This is a genomic window from Burkholderia sp. COPS (genome assembly GCF_019425585.1).
Classification (GTDB): Bacteria; Pseudomonadota; Gammaproteobacteria; order Burkholderiales; family Burkholderiaceae; genus Burkholderia; species Burkholderia cepacia.
Map to the genome: position 1 here is coordinate 1 of NZ_WIXR01000012.1, position 19447 is coordinate 19447.

Genomic DNA, 19447 nt, shown 5'->3' on the forward strand with positions numbered 1-19447 from the left:
TTCTCGATGCTGTCGCGCTTCCTGCCGTCGGGCCGCAGCGTCGCGATCGGCGTGCCGTTCGTGTGGCTCGCGATCTTCTTCGCGCTGCCGTTCGTGCTGGTGCTGAAGATCAGCTTCGCCGACCAGGTGATGGGCATCCCGCCGTACACGTCGCTCGTCGAGATCAAGGACGGCGTCGTGCACTTCGCGCTGCAGCTGTCGCACTACGCGTTCCTGCTGCAGGACGACCTGTACATCGCGACCTACCTCAGCTCGCTGAAGATGGCCGCCGTGTCGACCGTGCTGTGCCTGCTGATCGGTTATCCGATGGCGTACTACATCGCGCGCTCGGAACCGAACCGCCGCAACGTGCTGATGATGGCCGTGATGCTGCCGTTCTGGACGTCGTTCCTGATCCGCGTGTACGCATGGATCGGCATCCTGAAGGACGACGGCCTGCTGAACCACACGCTGATCGCGCTCGGCATCATCCATACGCCGCTGCGCCTCTATCACAGCGACGCGGGCGTCTACATCGGGATGGTCTATTCGTACCTGCCGTTCATGGTGATGCCGCTGTACGCGCACCTCGTGAAGATGGACCTCACGCTGCTCGAGGCCGCATACGACCTGGGCGCGAAGCCGTGGGTCGCGTTCACGCGCATCACGCTGCCGCTGTCGAAGAACGGGATCATCGCCGGCAGCCTGCTGGTGTTCATCCCGGCGGTGGGCGAGTACGTGATTCCGGAACTGCTGGGCGGCGCCGACACGCTGATGATCGGGCGCGTGATGTGGGATGAATTCTTCAACAACATGGACTGGCCGATGGCGTCCGCGGTGACGGTCGCGATGGTGATGCTGCTGCTGGTGCCGATGGCGCTGTTCCAGTACTACCAGGTCAAGGAACTGGAGGACGCGAAATGATCAAGCCGAGCAAACCGCTGTCGACGGGCGTCCTCGCCTTCGGCTTCCTGTTCCTGTACATCCCGATCATCAGCCTGGTGGTGTACTCGTTCAACGAGTCGAAGCTGGTGACGGTGTGGTCGGGCTTCTCGCTGAAGTGGTACAGCGCGCTGCTGGACGACGACGAGCTGCTGACCGCCGCGTGGCTGTCGCTGAAGATCGGCCTGTTGACGGCCACCGCGTCGGTCGTCATCGGCACGTGGGCGGGTTTCGTGCTCGCGCGCTTCGGCCGCTTCAAGGGCTTCACGCTGTACACGGGGATGATCAACGCGCCGCTGGTGATTCCGGAGGTTATCCAGGGCATCTCGCTGTTGTTGCTGTTCGTTGCGCTGGAGCAGATGTTCGGCTGGCCGAAGGGGCGCGGGATGGTGACGATCTGGATCGGGCACGTGATGCTGTGCGTGTCGTACGTGGCGATCATCGTGCAGTCGCGCGTGAAGGAGATGAACAAGTCGCTGGAGGAGGCGGCGCTCGACCTGGGCGCGACGCCGCTGAAGGTGTTCTTCGTGGTGACGCTGCCGTTGATTTCGCAGGCACTGCTGTCGGGGTGGCTGCTGTCGTTCACGCTGTCGATCGACGACCTGGTGCTGTCGGCGTTCCTGTCGGGGCCGGGGTCGACGACGCTGCCGCTGGTGGTGTTCTCGCGCGTGCGGCTGGGGCTGAACCCGGAGATGAACGCGCTGGCGACGCTGTTCATCACGGCCGTGACGATCGGCGTGATCGTCGTGAACCGGATGATGATCGCGCGGGAACGGCGCCGCGTGGCCGACATGAAGGCGGCGTTCGCGGTGGCGTGAGCGCGGGCATGATGGTGTGACGGCACGACGAAAGCGACGGCGGGCGCATGACGGGCCCGCCGTTTGCGTGGGTCGCTTGCTCGCGGGGAGGGAAGCGGGGCGATCGTGTGCGGTGTGCGCGCTCATGACCGAGCGGGTCGGCTACGGTGACGGTGGCGACGCCACGTGCAAGGCGGCGCAGACGCCGCGATTCGCAATGGTGCCTTCGGCGCCGGGTTTCGGGTTCCCGATGTGGCGGAACAATGCGTGGGAATGCCACATCGCACGCGATATCGCGCGCGAGCCGCGCGGTCGCCACGCGGCGGCCGACGCGCTATAGTCGTGCGACGCCCGCCGACGGTGCGATACGCCCGGCGGCCCATTCACTGACGCGCTCTTCCGATGACAGCCCTTCCCGACGTTACCCTGCGACTGACCGACATCGAGCAGCCGGCCGCACACGATTTCATCAGCCGCAAGCTCGGCGAATTCAACCACGCGATGACGGGGCGCGCCGACGCGGCCACGCTCGACGTGTACGTGACCGATCCCGCGACGGGCGAGATCGTGGGCGGCCTGACGGGGCGCACGTCGCTCGGCCTCTTCTTCATCGATCTGTTCTACCTGCCCGAATCGCTGCGCGGCGGCGGGTACGGCAGCCGGCTGCTGCGCGAGGCCGAAGCGGAAGCGAAACGACGCGGATGTGCGCGGGCGGTGCTCTACACGATCTCGTTCCAGGCGCCGGATTTCTATCGGAAGCAGGGGTACGAAGCATTCGGCGAAGTGCCGTGCGAACCGGAAGGCACTTCGCGCGTGTTCATGGTGAAGGTGCTTTGAAAACCGGTTCGGCCGGCGCGCGTCGCGCGGTCAGATTGTCGTGGCGATCACCGTTCGCGTGTAGCTGGCGTGAGTGGCCGGATCGACGAACCGGCCTCTGAAATATCCGTCGCCGTTCGCGTCGGATACGAGCGTCTGATCAGCAACGCTCCAGCGCGTACGACAGGTCGGCGATCAGGTCGTCCGGATGTTCGAGCCCGACCGACACGCGGATCAACCCTTCCGACACACCGGCCGCTGCGCGCGCTTCGGCCGGCACGCCCGAATGCGTCGTCGACGCCGGATGGCAGATCAGCGACTCCGTGCCGCCGAGACTGACCGCGGACTTGAAGAGCGTCAGGTGGTTGATGAACCTGAACGCCTGCTCGCGGCCGCCGTCGAGGATGAACGCGAACGTCGAGCCGGGCCCGCTGCACTGGCGTTGGTAGACGGCCTGGTAGGCCGGATCGTCGATGAGTTCGGGATGCAGCACGCGCACCGGCCGATGCGGATTGCCGGCGAGCCAGCGGGCGACGGCGCTGCCGCTGCGCGCGGCCTGCTGCATGCGCAGTACGAGCGTTTCCATCGAGCGCGTGATCATCCACGACGAATGCGGGTCGAGCTGCGAGCCGAGCGTGCTGCGGACCGAGCGGATCTTCGTGATCAGGCTGCGGGTGCCCGTCACGCCGCCGGCGACGAGGTCGCTATGCCCGCCGATGTATTTCGTCAGCGAGTACACGCTCAGGTCGATGCCTTGCCGCGACGGCTTCTGATACAGCGGCCCAAGCAGCGTGTTGTCGCAGACCGACAGCGGGCGATAGCCGTGCCGCGCCTCGAACGCATCGATTTCGCTGCGCAGCCCGTCGAGGTCGAACAGCGCGTTGGTCGGGTTGGCGGGCGTCTCGATGTAGCACATCCGCACGTTGCCCTTTTGCGCGGCCGCTTCGAGCGCGGCGCGGATCGCGCTGGTGGACAGCCCGTCGGCGATCACTTCGGAGCGGATGCCCCACTCGGGCAGGAACTTCGAGATCAGCGTTTCGGTGCCGCCGTACAACGGCACGGACTGGACGACGCAGTCGCCCGGCCGCAGGAACGTCAGCAGGATCGCGGCGATTGCCGACATGCCGCTCGACGTCACGACGGCGGCTTCGGAATCGTCGAGCAGCGCGAGGCGATCCTCGACGATCTCCAGGTTCGGGTGATTGAAACGGCTGTAGACGAGGCCCGCGCCTTCGCCTTCCGGTGAAGGCTTGCGCCCGGCCACGACGTCGAAGAATTCGGCGCCGTCCTCGGCCGTGCGGAACGCGAACGTCGACGTGAGGAACACGGGCGGCTTCACCGATCCTTCCGACAGGAACGGATCGTAGCCGTACGACATCATCTGGGTTTCGGGATGGAGTTCCCGGTCTGCAATCTTGCGCTTGTGGTAGTTGCGATAGGCCATGCGGTGCTCCGTGCAGGGGTGGTGAGGAACGGCCGTTGCAGCGGCGGCATGACGCGTGCGGCGCCGGGTAGGCACCGTTCGTCGCGACCGCGTGACGCGATACTACCCGAAGGCATGGCCTTCGTGACGCGGGGCTGTCACTATCGAGAGGGTGTCGCCTGTTCGACGATCATGTCGTACAGCGCACGGGCGGCCGGCGACAGTTGCGCGCTCCGGCGCGTGACGAGCACGAGCGTGCGCGACACCGCGGGCTCGACGAGTTCGATCGTGCGGATCATCGGGTACGCGTTCTTCTGGATCGCGAGCTTCGGTACCACCGCCGCGCCGAGCCCCTCCGCGACGAGCCCGAGCGCCGTCGAGCTGCGCTGTACTTCGTAGAACGAATGCAGCGACACGCCGCTCGTCTTCAGCGCGCCGTCGAGCAGCCCGCGATTGCCGCTCACTTCGCCGGCGAAGATCAGCGGATGCGGTTGCAGGGCGGCCCAGCGAATGCGCCGCCGCTTCGCGAGCGGATGATCGTCGCGGCACACCAGTACATACGGGTCGCTCGTCAGCGGGACGTTGACCAGTTCGGGATGCTGGTCGCCGGCGATGCCGATGCCGAACTCGGCCTCGCGATGCAGTACGGCCTGCAGCACCGACGCCGACGCGTGATCGAGGATCTTCACGCGATCGTGCGGGCGGTGCGCGGAGAATGCGCGCAGGATGCGGGGCAGGTATTGCACGCCGACCGTCGGCACGCACGCGATCGTGACGTCGCCGCGCTGGCTCAGGCCGGTTTCGCGAATTTCGGTGAGCGCGTCGGACAGCTCGTTCAGCAGCCGGCGCGCTTGCGGCAGGAAGCGCCGGCCGATTTCGGTGAGGGTGGTGCGGCGCGTGGTGCGCTCGACGAGCGCGACGCCGAGAAAGGTTTCGAGCTTGCGCAGCCGCTGCGTGATGGCCGTCTGCGTGACGTGCAGCGTATCGGCCGCCTGCCGGAAGCTGCCGCCGTCGGCGATCGCGACGAAAGCCTGGACACCGAGCGTATCGATCTTCATCAGAATTTTGAATCAATCACGATATTAAATTCATTTTACTGAACTTCACGACAACCGCAGAATGCTTCGCATCGACGGCCCCCGCACCGCGCACGCCGGCAGCGGCACGGCCGTCCATGCCGACCAGGAGGAGAACGACATGACGACCCCACTCGATCGATACGCGGCCCAGTACGTGCAATTCGAGGACGAACGCACGCGGCCGATCCGCGATCTGCTCGCCGCTGTGCCGAACACGCCGATCCGCACCGCGATCGACATCGGCTGCGGGCCCGGCAATTCGACGGAGGCGCTGATCGCGCGTGCGCCGGACGCAACGGTCCACGGAATCGATGCGTCGGCGGACATGATCGACGCCGCGCGCAAGCGCCTGCCGGACCTGCGTTTCGACGTCGTGGATATTTCCACGTGGGACGATCCCGGCGGCTACGACCTGATTCTCGCGAATGCGGTGCTGCAATGGGTGCCCGCGCACGACACGCTGTTTCCGTCGCTCGTCGGCCGGCTCGCGCCGGGCGGCCATCTGGCGGTGCAGATGCCCGACAACCTCGACGAACCCGCGCATCGGCTGATGCGCGAGGTCGCCGCGGCCGGGCCGTGGGCGGACAAGCTGAAAGGCGCGGCGCGCACCGAGCGGTTCGATGCGCGTCATTACCACGCGCTGTTGTCGCCGCTGTGCTCGCGCGTGGACGTGTGGCGCACGACCTACTACCACCCGCTGCGCGGCGGTGCCGATGCGGTCGTCGAATGGTTCAAGGGGAGCGCGCTGCGGCCGTTCCTCGCGGCGCTCGACGACGGTGAGCGCGCGGCGTTTCTCGCGCGGTATCGCGACGCGATCGCGGGCCCGGGCGGTTATCCGACGCTTGCCGATGGCACCGTGCTGCTGCCGTTCCCGCGTCTGTTCATCGTGGCGACGCGGGCATGATCCGGATGTGATGCGCGTTCGGCGGTGCGTCAGCGCGCCGGCCGCATCGATTCCGGGTCGACCGTGCGGATCCGTGCGGTCTGCCCGTCGCGCAGGTCCTTGTACCAGAACAGTGCGACTTCACCGTCGTTCTCGTCGTCCGCGTACAGCAGGCGATCGTGGCCGCCCAGCACGAAGCCCGAGCGGGCATAGGTGCTGCACGCGGCGACGTTGTTCGACTGCGTTTCCAGCCGCATGAAGCCGAACCCGTGGCTGCGCGCCCAGGATTCGGCGGCCGCGAGCAGCAACTGTCCGATGCCTTGCCGCCGGCTGCGGCGGTCGACGGCCAGCTCCGCGATCTCGGCCATCCCGTTCCAGCTCTGGCTGATCGCCACGAAGCCGGCGAGCCGGCCGCCGGCCGTCGCGCGAAAGAGCGCCGTTTTGCCGGTCGCCTCGTCCGCCCAGCCGGCCGGATCGAAGCCGTAGTGCTTGCGGCGCGCCGGCAGCGCGCGCAGATCGAGCAAGTCCTGATACGGCGCGTTCAATTCCCACGCGATGTCGAACGAGAAGTCGCATCGATCCAGTTCGTCGGCGGGAATCGCGCTCGTCTGTTCGATGCTGATGTGTTCGGCTCGGTCCATGTGTCGGTGTCCTGTCTTCTGCGGGATGGCGTGGTGTCGTCGGTGATGCGATCGCCGGCATCGTGAGGTGCGCCGCATCGAGTGTGTGCGTGCTGCGGATTTTTGCGCCCGCACAATTCGCCGCGCGCGAGACCGGCACAGACTGGCTCCTCCCGTGACGGCGAAACGCGGGCAAACCGTGAACCGGATGGCGACGCAAACGTGTGCGAGATGCGCGCGCCAGCCAGGGCGCACTTTCAACCGCCTGATTATGCTGGATTTCGGCATGAGACCATCGCCGGCATCGACGCGATGCGGGCTGTCGTGCGTCGCGACTTCGATCCGGGTGACCGCCGGCCGCCTGCGGAGGAAAGACGACAGGATTCCGAATAGTTGTTTACCGTTTCGTGACGACTCGATATATTCCGGAAAACATATCGAAGGGCGTGGCGTCGTCAGGCGCTACGTCGTCCACCCGCTCCACGAAAGCCGGAAGAGATGCTGACCTGCATCGCCGGAGCAACGCATCGTCGCGGCATGCGCAATCGGTGCGCACGCTCGCCGGCGCTGCAACACAGGCGGCCGCTCGCGGCATGCCACATCAGCAGGCCCATACCGGTACCGAAGCGAAGCATCGTGCGTGCGCATGACGCGTATGTGCGCGCGGCGATCCGGTGGCTCGCGTTCGTCAATCAGTCGATGATTCGTCAACAAGCCGCGCGTCACGCTGCGACGCAGACGCGCGTCGACCACAACAGGAAGTGAACATGAACAAGACCATCGCGGCCGCAGCCGCACTCGGGATGTTTGGTACCGCCGCACACGCGCAAAGCAGCGTCACGCTCTATGGGCTGATCAATGCGCCCGTCGCGCGGGCAGCGCGAAGGGGAACGCATTCGGGCGCAACGCGGCACGTCGCGCCCGAATGCGTGCCGGCCCCATGCAGGCGGCCGGCACGGCACGGCCAGGCCGCCGTCAGATGTTGATCGTGACGGGCCCCGCGAGCGGCGTGTAGCCGTCGTCGAACAGATACCACGCGTCGTACTGCCCCGACGCCAGCGTGCTGTTGGCCGTGGACGAGAACAGCAGCGAGCCGGTGCTTTTCGGCAGGTAAGCCCACGACTTGTAGCTGCCCTTGGTCGGCTGCGCGCCATGCGCGAAGATGCCCACCCAGTTCTTCGGGCTGTGGCTCCACGGCGGCGCGACGTAGTCGAACCGCAGCGTGCCGAACGTCGAGCCCTGCGACGCGAGCGACGCGACGAACTTCTTGCCGGTATTGCCGATCGCCGAATCCGTGAGCAGGGTGCCGGATTGCGCCTGCACGCAGCCGGCTACGCGGCGCAGGAAATTCGGATCGTTCGCGTCGCGGATGCTGGCGTCGTACCAGCCGCCGTCGCCGTACCACGTGACGGCTTGCGTCGCGCCGGCGGCGACGGTGACCGACTGCCGCGTGTTCATGCCGTACGCGTTGTCGGTGAGCTGGAACGTCGTCGCGGCCGAGCCGGCGGCGTTGTCGAGCGTGATCTGCACGTTGCCGTTGGCCACGTCGTAGCACAGGCTGACTTCGGCGGTCGATCCCGCGTTGCCGGACGAGCCGATGCTGCCGCGGAACGTCTGCAGGAAGCCGTTCGGGCCGTAGACGGAATAGTCGTAGCTGCCGCCGGCATTCAGCGCGAGCGAATCCGACAGGTTCGCGCACTGGCCCGCGCCGGCCGCGATCGTGTAGTGCCGGGGGATCGTGCTCGTGCCGTCGACCCATACCTGCAGGTGGACGCCGGCGGTGCCGGTGTTGGTCATCGTCAGCGACAGCGCGTTGCCGGCGCGATTGACCTTGCCTTGCACGAAGAACTCGTAGGGCAGGCGGCAGGCGGTGCTGCGGCCGGCCGTCTGCGCCGGCACCGCGGTGGTGGTCGGGTAGGGGATCGGGACGGTCGAGCCGTTCGGGTTCATGTTGCTTGCCGGCGGCTGGATCGCGGGAACCGTCTGGTCGGCGTTCGAGAAATCGAAGGCTGACGTCAGGTCGCCGCAGACCGTGCGTCGCCACGGCGTGATGTTGGTTTCCTGTAGCCCGAAGCGCGCTTCCAGAAAGCGGATCACCGATGTGTGATCGAAGACCTGCGAATTGACCTTGCCGCCCTTCGACCATGGCGAGATCACGAACATCGGCACGCGCGGGCCGAGCCCGATCGGCACGTCGCCGCTCGCCGAGCCGTCCGATGCGGCGCCGCTGCCGGAGACGAATTCGGCGGCCGTCGAGACCGTGGAGCGGCCGGTGCCGGCAGCGGAACTGGCCGGGACGGCCGGCGGCATGTGATCGAACAGCCCGTCGTTCTCGTCGTACATGACGAGCAGCACCGTGCTGGCCCACACCGCCGGATTCGACGTCAGCGCATCGAGGACGCTGCTGACGTACCATTCGCCGCCGCTCGCGGCCCACGACGGGTGCTCGCAGTATGCATAGGGCGCGGCGATCCACGATACCTGCGGCAGCGTGCCGTTGGCGACGTCGGCCCGCAGCTGGCTGAAGAGGTTCGTGTCGTATTCCTTGCCGCCGCCTGACGGGTCGATCTGCGTGCCGTTGAGCGCCGGCGCGAGCGGGTCGCCTGCCCCGAGGTTCTGGTATTGCCTGAAGTTCAGGATGACGTTGTCGCCGTAGTTGCCGTTCCACCAGAGATCGCTTTTGGAGCCGTTGTATTCGCCGTAGCCATGTGCGGCATCGAGGCCGTTGCCCTTGTCCTGGTAGAACTTCCACGTCACGCCGGCCGTGTTCAGGCGCTCCGGCATCGTGGTCCAGCCGGTGCCCGTCATCGTGTTCGTCGTGTACGGCGAGTAACCGGCGACGTTGCCGCAGCACCCGGTCCACAGATACAGGCGGTTCGGGTCCGTCGGGCCGAGCATCGAGCAGTGGTACGCGTCGCACACCGTGAACGCGCTCGCCAGCGCGTAGTAGAACGGGATGTCCTTCTGCGTGAAGTAGTACATCGTGCCGCTGGTTTTCGCGTCGGCCCAGTTGTCGTAGCGGCCGTTGTTCCAGGCACTGTGCGTGCCGTTCCAGCTGTGATCCAGGTCGCCGTAGTAGGTGTCGCCGTTCGCCGTGCCGGAGGGCGGGGACGGGTTGAACGGAAACACGTAGGACGTCAGCCAGGGCTGGCGCCACACCGGATACCCGCTCGAAATCACGACCGGCCGAGGGTCGCCGAAGCCGCGCGCGCCGCCCAGCGTGCCGAGGTAGTGGTCGAACGAACGGTTTTCCTGCATCAGGATCACGACGTGCTTCACGTCCTGGATCGTGCCGGTGACTGTGGCCGCCGGAATGGCCTGGGCGCGCGCGATGCTTTCGGGCAGCATGCCCGTGATCGCGGTCGCGCCGGCGAGCTTCAACGCATCGGCGAGGAACTGACGTCGTGTCGTGGGTTTGTTTTGCATGATCGCTCTCTGTCGTGGATGGCCGGCCCCGGGGCCAGCGTCGGTCAGTGGCACGTGCTCGCGCAGTGCAGGACGGGCGTGGATGCCGAACCCGGTGCGGCCGCGCGCGCGGCCGCCACGTTGGCCGCGGTGCCCGAGTCGCCATCGCCGCAAGCGGCCAGCGTGCACAGCAGCGCGATCATGAAAACGCCGCGCCAGTGCGGAAAGCGGCTTTCCGAGCGGCGCGACCTGACGACAGGCTTTCTATTCGACTCGAATCGGATTCCTGAATGATCGAGGCCGGTGCTGCGTGTTCCGTATTTCATTACCCCTCCCGACATGAAAATGGACAGCAGAGAATATCGCCCGAATCAGAACAACTTCATGACAGGCCACCCGCGCGTGCCTGCCACCTGCAAAAGCCTCGAATCGGGATTGGTGGCGACCGGATGCGTGACGTAATCGAGCAGCGGCACGTCGTTGATCGAGTCGCTGTAGAAGTAGGTGCGCCCGAAATCCGACGGCGCGTAGCCGAGCGATTCCAGCCACGCGGTCGTGCGCACGATCTTTCCTTCGCGGAAGCTCGGCACGCCGGTGCTGCGGCCGGTAAACGCGCCATCCGGCGTGCCGTCGTCGGTATCGAGTTCGATGCCGAGCAGGTGCTCGATGCCGAATTCGGCCGCGATCGGCCGCGTGACGAAGACGTTGGTCGCCGTCACGATGCAGCAGAGATCGCCGTTTTCGCGATGCCGCCCGACCAGCTCGCGCGCCTGCGGCGTGATCGCCGGACGGATAACTTCGTCCATGAACCGCGCATGCCAGCGCTCGAGCACCTTGCGCGGATAGCGGGTGAGCGGCGCGAGCGTCACGGCGAGATACGCGTTCATGTCGAGCGTGCCGGCCGCGTAATGACCGTAGTGCTCGTCGATCAGCGCGGCGTGCGCGTCGTCCTCGCGCCAGCCGACCCGCGAGATGAAGCGGGCCCAGGCCTGGTCGCTGTCGAGCGGCAGCAGCGTGTGGTCGAGATCGAACAGCGCGAGATTCTTGTACATGCCGGGTTCCTTGTCTTGCGGGCTTACGCGCCGATCCGCTTGTCGATCGCATCCTTCGCATTCTTTCCGTCGATGGTCGTCACGCCGTCGAGCCACTTCGACAGCACGCCGGGATGCTTCTTCGCCCATTCCCTGGCCACCGCGACCGGGTCCGCGTGATTCATGATCGGCACCATCAGCTGGTTCTCTTCGTCGGTCGTGAACTTCAGGTTGGTCAGCAGCCGGCCGACGTTCGGGCAGCGTTCGAGATAGCCCGGCGTGACGAGCGTGTAGACCTTCGCCGCCCCGTAGTTCGGGCCGAATACCGTGTCGCCGCCGTCGAGATAGGTGATCCGGTAGTCGATGTTCATCGGATGCGGCTCCCAGGCCAGGAACACGATCATCCGGTGCTCCTGCACGGCGCGCGTCACCTGCACGAGCATGCCGGCCTCGCTCGATTCGACCAGCTTGAAGCCGCCGAGCCCGAACTCGTTCCTGTCGATCATTCGCTGGATCAGTGCGTTGCCGTTGTTGCCGGCGCCGATCCCGTAGATCTTGCCGTCGAGCTGGTCGCGGAACCTGGCGATATCGGCGAAGCGCTTGAGCCCCTGGTCGGATGCGTATTGCGGCACGGCGAGCGTATAGCGCGCGCCGACCAGGTTGGGCTCCGGCAACTGGTGGACGGCGCCTGCGTCCACGAACGGCTTCACCGTCGGCGTCATGCTCGGATCCCAGTAACCGAGGAACGCATCGATCTGCGCCTTCTTCACGCCGGCCAGCACGATCGGCGGCGACGCGATCGTCTTGGTCGCCTCGTAGCCGAGCCCGTCGAGCAGCATCATCGCGACGCCGGTGGTGGCCGCGATGTCGCTCCAGCCGACGTCGCCGAGCGTCACCTTTTTACAGACATCGCCTTCCGATGCGTGAGCGGGGGCCGTCGCCAGCGCCGCCAGCAGGGTTGCGGCCAGCATCCATGCCTTCTTCATCATGTTGGTCTCCTAAGCAAGTGTTCCGGATCGTGTTGCCTGAATGGTCTGACGATTGATCGTGCCGATCGGATGAAACAAACGAACCTGGGTCTGGCTTTGCAGTTTTTCGTACCGTATATTAGAAAGCACAAAATCGCAAGATTGCACAAAAATACAACTCGCCGTGGGCCGGGTGCGGCAACGGGCGGGCGCAGGCAGGAAGAACCGGACGGCGGCCCCATGCGGGCCGCGCTTCATCGGATGGACCAGGCAAAGCAAGGAGAATTCGAATGATCAGTCAGCTGGAAATCGTGTCCCGCCTGTTGCTGGCGGCATTGCTCGGGAGCCTCGTCGGCATCGAGCGCGAGCGCCTGTCGTGGGCGGCCGGATTGCGCACCCACATGCTGGTGGCGGTGGGCGCCGCGCTCGTGATGGTCGTGTCGGCGTTCGGCTTCGCGGATGTCCAGAACGCGAAAAACGTGTCGCTGGACCCGTCGCGCGTCGCCGCGCAGGTGGTGTCGGGCATCGGCTTCCTCGGCGCCGGTTCGATCATGCTGCGCGGCGAGATCATCCGCGGCCTGACGACCGCGGCGAGCCTGTGGGTCGTGGCGGCGGTCGGGCTGGCCGTGGGCGGCGGCATGTATGTGGCCGCGATTGCCGCGACGGCGATCGTGCTCGCGATCCTGGCCGGCCTGAAGCCGATCGAGAAACGCTTGTTCGCGACGCGGCAGCGCTGGGGCGTGCGTATCCTTGCGAGCCGCGGCGCCGTGAAACTGACGTCGCTGCAGGCGATGCCCGGCATCGACCAGGCGCGCATCGTCCGGTTCATCATCGAACAGGACGATGCCGCGCCGGACGACGACCGCATCCACGTGGTGTTTTCGAAGATGACGAGCAGCGAGTGCCAGGCGGTGCGTCAATCCCTGCAGACCCTCGTCGGCATCAAAAAACTGGAAGAGAGCGCTGCGTAGTTCGCCGTTCGAATAACATTGACGTTCATTCCGAGGACATTCCATGTGGCAAGAAGAGCGATACCAGAGAATCCGGCTTCTGTTATCGAAGATGCAGCGGGTTTCCACCGACCGGATCATGGCCGACCTGAACGTGTCGCGGGAAACCGTGCGTCGCGATCTCGTCGATCTCGAAGCGCTCGGTGAACTGAAGCGCGTGCACGGCGGTGCGGTGCAGGTGGGCGACGAAGCGCCGATCGCCGAACGTGCGCAGACCCACGTGAAGGCGAAGCTGGCGATCGCGCGTGCGGCGGCCAGGCTGGTCACGGGCTCGCAGACGCTGTTCATCGACGCGGGCACGACCACGACGCTGCTGGCCGAGGAACTGGCGAAGCTGTCGGGCCTCACGATCGTCACGAACTCGATCGACGTCGCGCTGAAGATGCGGTCGAGCGACCCGGGGCAGGCGAGGAACGAGACGATCCTGCTCGGCGGGATGATCGGCACCCGCGCGGCCGCGACCGTCGGCGACGGCACGGTCGCCGAGATCTTCCGCTATCGCGCCGATCTCGCGCTGCTGTCGCCGGTCGGGGTCGATGCCGTCCGCGGTGCGACCAACTACGACCGGATGGAAACCGAAGTGGCGCGCGCGATGGTGAGCAACGCGGCGGACGTCGCGATCCTGGCCGATTTCAGCAAGCTCGGCACGAACAGCCGGATCAGCTTCTGCGAGCCGGCGCGGATCGGCGCACTGGTGACGGATGCAAAGGCGGAATCGGTCGACAGTTTCAAGAGCCTGAAGAAGGTCATCAAGAACGTCGTGCTGTCGTAGCGCCGGGCGGCGCGGGGCACGATCGGCCGCCGTTATGCCGCCCATGCGGCGCGCATTCTGCCGGCCGGTCTTTCCCCGGCGTAATATATCCGCCGATACAACGCAGGCCCGCCCACCGGCAGGCCGTCATGGAGGCGGGCGATGGAGAGGGCAGGGACGGCGGCGCTTTCGGCGCAACAGGCACAACAGGCACAACAGGCACAACAGGCACAACAGGCGGCGGCAGGCACGATCGCGCTGACGGGCGCATTCGTGCGGCCGACGACGTTGACACTCGACGATCTGCGCCGGCACGCGAGCGCGACGGCCGAGCCGTTCGACCTGCGCTGCTTCACGACGAATCGCTTCATCCGCTCGGTCGCGCCGTATCGCGGCGCGCGGCTGAAGGACCTGCTCGACGCGGCCGGGCTGCGCAGCGACACGCCGGGCGACTTCAAGCGCATGGTGTTCATCGCGCATGCGCACGACGGCTACGCGGTCACGTTTTCCTGGCATGAACTGTTCAACACGCCGGTCGGCGAACACGTGATCGTCGCGTTCGAATGCGGCGACGCGCCGCTGTCGATCGACGACGGCGCGCCGCTGCTGTTCTCGGGGGCCGACCTCGTGCCCGCGCCGCGCCACGTGAAGCGGCTGGCCGGCATCGTCGCCCGCGTGCTCGAGGTCTGAACCGGCGCGCGGGCGCCATGCGTCGCATCGGCCATCGTGTATGCTTGCCCGCATCGTTCAAAGGGCGGCACAACATGAAGACACCGGCACACCCCAAGCCTGAAGTGCGATTCAGGATGCGTATCCAGCAGGCCGACACGATCGCGCTCGGCCCGGGCAAGGTCGCGCTGCTCGAAGCCGTGCACGAACACGGTTCGATTTCGGCGGCCGCGCGCAGCCTGAAGATGTCGTACCGGCGCGCGTGGCTGCTGATGGACGAACTGAACCGCTCGCTGAAATCGCCGGCAACGGTGTCCGAGCATGGCGGGCAGAGCGGCGGCGGCAGCGTGCTCACGCCGGTCGGCGAGGAGATCATCCGCCTCTATCGCGGGATCGAGGCGCGCGCCTACGCGGCGTGTGCCGACGAAATCGCCGCGCTCACGAAAATGGTGCGGCGCTGATGCGCGCGCTGCGCGAGCGCTTGCCCGGGGCCTGTTGATGCTGACGACGCGCTTGCACTGACCCGCTGAAGGGCAGAGGGAGCGCGTCGAAGCGAATCAGGTCTAGCCGTGCCGCAGGCAGAAGCGCGGCGTGCCGCCCGCGGCGGCATCCGGCGCCATGACGTCGCGCGCCTGTGCATCGAGCCGCCCGATCAGTTCCACGAAGCTGGCGACGCTGGCCGTCCGCAGCGGGTAGTACGCGACGTGGTGGCGTTCGCAGATGCGCTTGAGCAGGTTCATCGAATCGTGGTCGATGCAGTCGACCGGGAACACGACCATGTGCGCGCCCGGTAGCGCGGCGGCCAGCAGGCCCTTGCGATCCTCGATACCGCCGTCATGCAGCGTCACGTCACCGCCCGCCGTTTCGACGATCCGCCTGATCGCACGGTTCGAGCCCGGGCGCCCGCCGACGTAGACCAGACGTGTGCCCCGCAGGATCGACAGCGGATCGGCCGCGTATTCGGCGGGATCGTCCGCCGACGCCTGCACCGCCTGTTCGATTGCGCTCGCTTCGGCGCGCAGCGTCTTCACCATCGCCATCAGGTCGTCGAGCCGCGCGCGCATCGCGCGTGCGCTCGCCTGTTCCGCGGCGATCCGCTGTTCGGCCGCCTCGCGGCGGCTCGTGTGCAGCGCGAGTCGTTCATCGCGCGCGGCCAGTGCTTCGCGCAGTTCGTGGACTTCGTCGCGTAATGCGCTTTCAGCCGCCGGCGGCTGTGCGTTCCGGCGCGCAACGAGGGCATCCCGCTCTTGCAGCGCCGCGTCGCGCTGCGCGCTCATTTCTTGCAGGCGCGCCTGCTGCCGGTCGATCTTCGCGTGCAGCGCAGCATTCTCCTCCTCCAGCGCGACCAGCCGCCGGATATCGGCGCGATTGGCCGCGCCGACCAGGTGCGACAGCATGTGCAGGTCGCCGAACGCGGCCTGGCGCACGGCCATCGTCGTGCGCGGATGCGTCATCAGCGCCCAGTAGGCGGGCGGAATGTCGCCGCTCTTCAGCGCCTCCTTCCAGCGCGCAAGGAGGTCATCCGCATCCTGTGCACTGTCGAATGCGCGGATCGCGCCGGCATAACGCTCGTCGAGCGCCTTGTGCAATGCCTTGGCGCCGGCCGTGCCGTCGATCGCGAGCTCGACGGCGGCGTGATGGATGTCGAGGTCGGTCGCGTGCTGGCGGTCGAGGTCGGTGTATTTCGGCACGAGCCTGCGCAGCTCGTGCGTGGTCAGGCAGGTGCCGATGATCGAGCAGTGCAGGTTCGCGTCGAGCTCGGACAGGCGCGTGCGGCGCTTCAGCTCGGTCAGTTGCGCGCGCGACGGCGCGCAGCATGCGTCGACCCGCGTGCCGGTTGCCGCGGGCGGATTACCGCCGGGCGACGAGAGATCCGCCGTGCGGGCAAGGCGAAAGGGCGGAGCGTGCATGTTGACCTCTGTCCGGCATGGTCGGGCCGGAGACGGATGCGCGAAAGATTCGCGAAATATACCACGGAATATAACGAACGAAATTCGGAGGAAATCACCGGGTAATGCGGCGTGGTGCTGCGTGGTGCGGTCAGCAGAGCGCGGTCGGGCGGTCGGTGAGCGGCAGGGCGGCGGAGGGCGATGCCGGGGCGGACGGTGAAACGGGACGCGATGCCGGCGCGTGCCGCTCCATCACGTACTCGACGCACAGCCCGACGAACAGCACGTCGACGCGCTCCAGCGCGTCGACTGCGTCGCGCATCGCGGCCGGGTCGTTGCTGAACGAATCGGAGAACACGTCGTCGCGTGTGCGTTCGAGGCGGCGCGCGCGGCTGATCGCCCGTTCGAGTTCGGGCAGGCGCGTGAAACGGGCGGTGCGTGCGTCGTCTTCGAGCGTGGACAGCAGTTCACGAAAGCCCATCGCGGACAGCGCATCGTCTGGTGCGTTTTCAGCGTGCGCAGCCGAGAACATCCGGATGAAGCGCACGACGCTGCCGCGCAGGCGCCGGAACGCGTCGACGACATCCGTGATCTGCTGCGCGCGCGCGTCGCTCGACAGCGGCCTGAGCGCGCTGATCTTGTGCGCGAGCGGCTGTTTCCGTGCGGTGCGCTGCGGGGCGCGATCCGTCGGCGTGCGGGGCATGGCGAATCTCCGGAAGTGCTGGTTACGATATATTCTACGGAACATATCGGGTGCGCGAAAAAACGGCACCGTGCAGGAGACATGGTGCCGTCAGCGGCCCTCGCAACGGCCCTCGCAACAGCCCTCGCAACGGCCCTCGTAACAGCCCGAGCAACAGCCCGAGCAACAGCCCGAGTCACTCGATGTCCCGCCCGACCGTTCCGAACGCGCCCGTGAAGCCGAGGACCACGCTGTCGCACAATGGCCGCACGCGGCCCCCGGCCCCATCGGGCACATCCGCCCAGCGTTCGTGAATACGCCCGCGCCTAATGCTGCTGCGTGAGCGCCGCCGGCAGCACGGCGGCCCGGGTGCCGGCCGATTCGTCCACCGTCGTCCTGCCGCCGTCCCGAAAGAACGCCTGCTCGGCGGCATTGTTCATCACGAGAATGCTGATGCGGCGATTGGTCGGCTCGTCCGCGACGTTCCGGTCGAGCGGCAGGACATCCGCGAGCCCGCGCACCTGGAGCAGCTTTTCTTCCCGCAATCCGCCCGCGACCAGCGCGCGCCGCGCAGCGTTCGCGCGATCGCTGGAGAGCTCCCAGTTCGAATAACCCGTGGGGCCGTCGCGATACGGCGTCGAATCGGTATGACCTGCAATCGACACGCGGTTGTCGACATCGTCGAGTGCCGTACCGATCTGGGTGAGGATCGCGGTGGCATACCCTTCGGGATGCGAACTGCCCGACGCGAACATCGGGCGCTTGAGCGAATCGACGATCTCGATGCGCAAGCCCTCGTGAGTGATCGCGATCCGGATCTGGTCCTGGTACGCGCGCAATGACGGGCTTTGTGCAATCGCCGCGGTCAGTTTCGCCTTCAGGCGCTCGAGCTTTTGCGTATCGACGATGTCGGCCGGTGCCGCGGGCGAGCTGGCCGGCACCGGTTGCGCTTTCGCGTCGATGGCCGGCGCCGGGTCCGACAGGTCGCGGCCGCCGCCCTGCACGACGCTCGGGCGCGGCGCCTGCGCGTCTTTCCCGCCGGACAGGAGCGTCGACAGCGGCGTGTTGAAGTAATCCTCGATCCCCTGCTTGTCGTACTTGGACACCGAGCCGAGCAGCCACATCAGCAGGAAGAACGCCATCATCGCCGTGACGAAATCGGCGTAGGCGATTTTCCAGGCGCCGCCGTGGTGGGCGTCGTGGTCCTCGCCTTTCTTGCGGCGCACGACGACGAGCGGTGCCGAGGCGGACTGTTTCGACGGGTTGGAGCGATTGTCGGCCATGGCGCCTCCGTTATGCGGGCCTGGGCGACTTCGTCGCGCGGACGGCCTCGTCGAGCTCCTTGAAGCTCGGGCGATCGGCTGTGAACAGCACCTTGCGGCCGAACTCCACCGCCACCGCCGGCGCGTAGCCGCTCATCGACGCGAGCAGCACGGCCTTCACGCACTGGAACGGCTTGGCCGCGGCGCGGCCCTTCGCATTGAGCAGATCCGCGAGCGGGCCGACGAAGCCGTACGCGAGCAGGATGCCGAGGAACGTGCCGACGAGCGCGCCGGCGATCATCTTGCCGAGCACGGCGGGCGGCGCGCCGACCGAGCCCATCGTATGCACGACGCCCATCACCGCCGCGACGATGCCGAACGCCGGCAGGCCGTCCGCCATCTTCTGGATCGCATTGGCCGCGACGGATGCCTCCGCATGGTGCGTATGCAGTTCTTCGTCCATCAGGTCCTGCATCTCCAGCGCGTTCACGTTGCCGCCCGACATCATCCGCAGATAGTCGACGATGAAGTCGAGCAGGTGATGGTCTTCGAGCACGTGCGAATACTTCTGGAACAGCGGGCTTTGTTCGGGCGCGTCGACGTCGGCCTCGAGCGCCATCATGCCGTCCTTGCGCGCCTTCTGCAGCAGCTCGTACAGCAGCGCGATCAGTTCGACGTACTGCTGTTTCGTATAGCCGCCGCCCTTGAAACAGGTCGGCAGGCTCTTGATCGTCTTCTTCAGCGTCGCGACCGGATTGCTGACGACGAACGCACCCAGCGCGGCGCCGAAAATGCACAGCAGTTCGAACGGTTGCAGCAAGGCCGGCAAATGGCCGCCCACGCCGACAAAACTGCCGATCACCGATCCGATCACGACGATCCACCCGATGGCTACAAACATGATTACCTCTTGCGCGGCTCGCGCGGCTGCATCTGTTGTCGAAAAGCGGGCGGGACGTCCGGCCATCCCGCTCCATGCCCGCGACGGCGCCGGATCGTTGCGTGTCGAATGCGATTCCGGCGGCCGTCCCGATGTATCGCGGCGCGACGCGGGTCGGCGGGTGTTGATGCAATAACGGCGGTCGCCGGGGTGACTGAACCCGTGATTCCACGTAGCGCGCGCGATTCACGCGTGGCACACGTTTGCGAGCGGCGGTATGCGCGATTTTCTTGATCGAAGTCAAAAATTGGGCGCCTTCGCGCGAATTTCCGTCTGGAGGCGGCCCGGAACACGGCGGCGG

Annotated in this window: 19 protein-coding genes; 9 read left to right on the forward strand and 10 right to left on the reverse strand. The window is 66.6% G+C overall.

What is annotated here, in order from left to right; all coding sequences use genetic code 11:
* The 3 genes from FOZ70_RS09500 to FOZ70_RS09510 form a co-directional block, all read left to right on the forward strand.
* On the forward strand, nt 1-903 hold a 903-nt coding region (locus FOZ70_RS09500), incomplete at its 5' end, for an ABC transporter permease subunit (protein ID WP_060151294.1).
* Nucleotides 900-1739, forward strand: a complete 840-nt coding sequence (locus FOZ70_RS09505; RefSeq protein WP_027788939.1) for an ABC transporter permease subunit — start codon at nt 900-902, stop codon at nt 1737-1739. The genes FOZ70_RS09500 and FOZ70_RS09505, both read left to right, overlap by 4 nt.
* A gap of 381 nt (nt 1740-2120) precedes the next feature.
* On the forward strand, nt 2121-2555 hold the full coding sequence (locus FOZ70_RS09510) for a GNAT family N-acetyltransferase (RefSeq protein WP_219705661.1): 435 nt from the start codon (nt 2121-2123) through the stop codon (nt 2553-2555).
* Nucleotides 2556-2694: 139 nt separating this feature from the next.
* On the opposite strand, the gene FOZ70_RS09515 is transcribed toward FOZ70_RS09510, so the two are convergent.
* The gene (locus tag FOZ70_RS09515) at nt 2695-3978 is read right to left on the reverse strand and encodes a cystathionine gamma-synthase family protein (protein ID WP_059654265.1); all 1284 of its coding nucleotides are present in this window, start codon (nt 3976-3978) and stop codon (nt 2695-2697) included.
* A gap of 140 nt (nt 3979-4118) precedes the next feature.
* The gene (locus tag FOZ70_RS09520; protein ID WP_021159947.1) at nt 4119-5015 is read right to left on the reverse strand and encodes a LysR family transcriptional regulator; all 897 of its coding nucleotides are present in this window, start codon (nt 5013-5015) and stop codon (nt 4119-4121) included.
* A 139-nt stretch (nt 5016-5154) separates the two neighbouring features.
* Here FOZ70_RS09520 and tam point away from each other — a divergent pair, with 139 nt between their 5' ends.
* Nucleotides 5155-5940: a trans-aconitate 2-methyltransferase gene (gene tam / locus FOZ70_RS09525; RefSeq protein WP_069255118.1), complete on the forward strand. Its 786-nt coding sequence runs from the start codon at nt 5155-5157 to the stop codon at nt 5938-5940.
* A 29-nt stretch (nt 5941-5969) separates the two neighbouring features.
* Here tam and FOZ70_RS09530 read toward each other — a convergent pair whose 3' ends face one another.
* Together FOZ70_RS09530 and FOZ70_RS09535 are read right to left on the reverse strand one after the other, a co-directional pair.
* A complete protein-coding gene (locus FOZ70_RS09530) occupies nt 5970-6560 on the reverse strand; it encodes a GNAT family N-acetyltransferase (RefSeq protein WP_021159949.1) in 591 nt (196 codons plus the stop codon).
* A gap of 954 nt (nt 6561-7514) precedes the next feature.
* Nucleotides 7515-9965 carry a phospholipase C, phosphocholine-specific gene (locus FOZ70_RS09535; protein ID WP_219705663.1) on the reverse strand — a complete coding sequence of 817 codons (2451 nt, stop codon included), beginning with the start codon at nt 9963-9965 and terminating at the stop codon, nt 7515-7517.
* A gap of 78 nt (nt 9966-10043) precedes the next feature.
* Here FOZ70_RS09535 and FOZ70_RS09540 point away from each other — a divergent pair, with 78 nt between their 5' ends.
* Nucleotides 10044-10238 (forward strand): hypothetical protein, encoded by a 195-nt coding sequence (locus FOZ70_RS09540; protein ID WP_021159954.1) that lies wholly within the window; start codon nt 10044-10046, stop codon nt 10236-10238.
* Nucleotides 10239-10315: 77 nt separating this feature from the next.
* Here the strand turns inward: FOZ70_RS09540 and FOZ70_RS09545 are convergent, their stop codons facing one another.
* Both FOZ70_RS09545 and FOZ70_RS09550 read right to left on the reverse strand, forming a co-directional pair.
* Entirely contained in the window at nt 10316-10996 is a 681-nt protein-coding gene (locus tag FOZ70_RS09545; protein WP_219705665.1) for an HAD family hydrolase, read from the reverse strand.
* A 23-nt stretch (nt 10997-11019) separates the two neighbouring features.
* A complete protein-coding gene (locus FOZ70_RS09550) occupies nt 11020-11961 on the reverse strand; it encodes a choline ABC transporter substrate-binding protein (RefSeq protein ID WP_258025594.1) in 942 nt (313 codons plus the stop codon).
* Nucleotides 11962-12233: 272 nt separating this feature from the next.
* Between FOZ70_RS09550 and FOZ70_RS09555 the strand changes: the two genes are divergently transcribed.
* From FOZ70_RS09555 to FOZ70_RS09570, 4 genes are all read left to right on the forward strand, one after another.
* The gene (locus tag FOZ70_RS09555; protein WP_027789870.1) at nt 12234-12914 is read left to right on the forward strand and encodes an MgtC/SapB family protein; all 681 of its coding nucleotides are present in this window, start codon (nt 12234-12236) and stop codon (nt 12912-12914) included.
* A gap of 43 nt (nt 12915-12957) precedes the next feature.
* A complete protein-coding gene (locus FOZ70_RS09560) occupies nt 12958-13725 on the forward strand; it encodes a DeoR/GlpR family DNA-binding transcription regulator (RefSeq protein WP_059556043.1) in 768 nt (255 codons plus the stop codon).
* A 141-nt stretch (nt 13726-13866) separates the two neighbouring features.
* Nucleotides 13867-14394 (forward strand): molybdopterin-dependent oxidoreductase, encoded by a 528-nt coding sequence (locus FOZ70_RS09565; RefSeq protein WP_258025584.1) that lies wholly within the window; start codon nt 13867-13869, stop codon nt 14392-14394.
* A gap of 116 nt (nt 14395-14510) precedes the next feature.
* Nucleotides 14511-14834 carry a LysR family transcriptional regulator gene (locus FOZ70_RS09570; protein ID WP_021159959.1) on the forward strand — a complete coding sequence of 108 codons (324 nt, stop codon included), beginning with the start codon at nt 14511-14513 and terminating at the stop codon, nt 14832-14834.
* 102 nt (nt 14835-14936) lie between these two features.
* On the opposite strand, the gene FOZ70_RS09575 is transcribed toward FOZ70_RS09570, so the two are convergent.
* The 4 genes from FOZ70_RS09575 to motA all read right to left on the reverse strand — a co-directional run bounded on the left by FOZ70_RS09575 (nt 14937) and on the right by motA (nt 19107).
* A complete protein-coding gene (locus FOZ70_RS09575; RefSeq protein ID WP_219705669.1) occupies nt 14937-16283 on the reverse strand; it encodes a DUF2325 domain-containing protein in 1347 nt (448 codons plus the stop codon).
* A 130-nt stretch (nt 16284-16413) separates the two neighbouring features.
* Nucleotides 16414-16965: a hypothetical protein gene (locus FOZ70_RS09580; RefSeq protein ID WP_219705671.1), complete on the reverse strand. Its 552-nt coding sequence runs from the start codon at nt 16963-16965 to the stop codon at nt 16414-16416.
* 305 nt (nt 16966-17270) lie between these two features.
* Complete coding sequence (gene motB, locus FOZ70_RS09585) at nt 17271-18227, reverse strand: flagellar motor protein MotB (protein WP_059857491.1); 957 nt, start codon at nt 18225-18227, stop codon at nt 17271-17273.
* A 10-nt stretch (nt 18228-18237) separates the two neighbouring features.
* Nucleotides 18238-19107: a flagellar motor stator protein MotA gene (gene motA, locus FOZ70_RS09590; RefSeq protein WP_048024585.1), complete on the reverse strand. Its 870-nt coding sequence runs from the start codon at nt 19105-19107 to the stop codon at nt 18238-18240.
* Nucleotides 19108-19447 lie beyond the last annotated feature (340 nt).

Excerpts from the sequence above, each read along its gene's own strand:
- FOZ70_RS09505 (WP_027788939.1), top strand. The coding sequence starts at position 900 with ATGATCAAGCCGAGCAAACCGCTGTCGACGGGCGTCCTCGCCTTCGGC.
- FOZ70_RS09510 (WP_219705661.1), top strand. The coding sequence starts at position 2,121 with ATGACAGCCCTTCCCGACGTTACCCTGCGACTGACCGACATCGAGCAG.
- FOZ70_RS09515 (WP_059654265.1), bottom strand. The coding sequence starts at position 3,978 with ATGGCCTATCGCAACTACCACAAGCGCAAGATTGCAGACCGGGAACTC.
- FOZ70_RS09520 (WP_021159947.1), bottom strand. The coding sequence starts at position 5,015 with ATGAAGATCGATACGCTCGGTGTCCAGGCTTTCGTCGCGATCGCCGAC.
- tam (WP_069255118.1), top strand. The coding sequence starts at position 5,155 with ATGACGACCCCACTCGATCGATACGCGGCCCAGTACGTGCAATTCGAG.
- FOZ70_RS09530 (WP_021159949.1), bottom strand. The coding sequence starts at position 6,560 with ATGGACCGAGCCGAACACATCAGCATCGAACAGACGAGCGCGATTCCC.
- FOZ70_RS09535 (WP_219705663.1), bottom strand. The coding sequence starts at position 9,965 with ATGCAAAACAAACCCACGACACGACGTCAGTTCCTCGCCGATGCGTTG.
- FOZ70_RS09545 (WP_219705665.1), bottom strand. The coding sequence starts at position 10,996 with ATGTACAAGAATCTCGCGCTGTTCGATCTCGACCACACGCTGCTGCCG.
- FOZ70_RS09550 (WP_258025594.1), bottom strand. The coding sequence starts at position 11,961 with ATGAAGAAGGCATGGATGCTGGCCGCAACCCTGCTGGCGGCGCTGGCG.
- FOZ70_RS09555 (WP_027789870.1), top strand. The coding sequence starts at position 12,234 with ATGATCAGTCAGCTGGAAATCGTGTCCCGCCTGTTGCTGGCGGCATTG.
- FOZ70_RS09560 (WP_059556043.1), top strand. The coding sequence starts at position 12,958 with ATGTGGCAAGAAGAGCGATACCAGAGAATCCGGCTTCTGTTATCGAAG.
- FOZ70_RS09565 (WP_258025584.1), top strand. The coding sequence starts at position 13,867 with ATGGAGAGGGCAGGGACGGCGGCGCTTTCGGCGCAACAGGCACAACAG.
- FOZ70_RS09570 (WP_021159959.1), top strand. The coding sequence starts at position 14,511 with ATGCGTATCCAGCAGGCCGACACGATCGCGCTCGGCCCGGGCAAGGTC.
- FOZ70_RS09575 (WP_219705669.1), bottom strand. The coding sequence starts at position 16,283 with ATGCACGCTCCGCCCTTTCGCCTTGCCCGCACGGCGGATCTCTCGTCG.
- FOZ70_RS09580 (WP_219705671.1), bottom strand. The coding sequence starts at position 16,965 with ATGCCCCGCACGCCGACGGATCGCGCCCCGCAGCGCACCGCACGGAAA.
- motB (WP_059857491.1), bottom strand. The coding sequence starts at position 18,227 with ATGGCCGACAATCGCTCCAACCCGTCGAAACAGTCCGCCTCGGCACCG.
- motA (WP_048024585.1), bottom strand. The coding sequence starts at position 19,107 with ATGTTTGTAGCCATCGGGTGGATCGTCGTGATCGGATCGGTGATCGGC.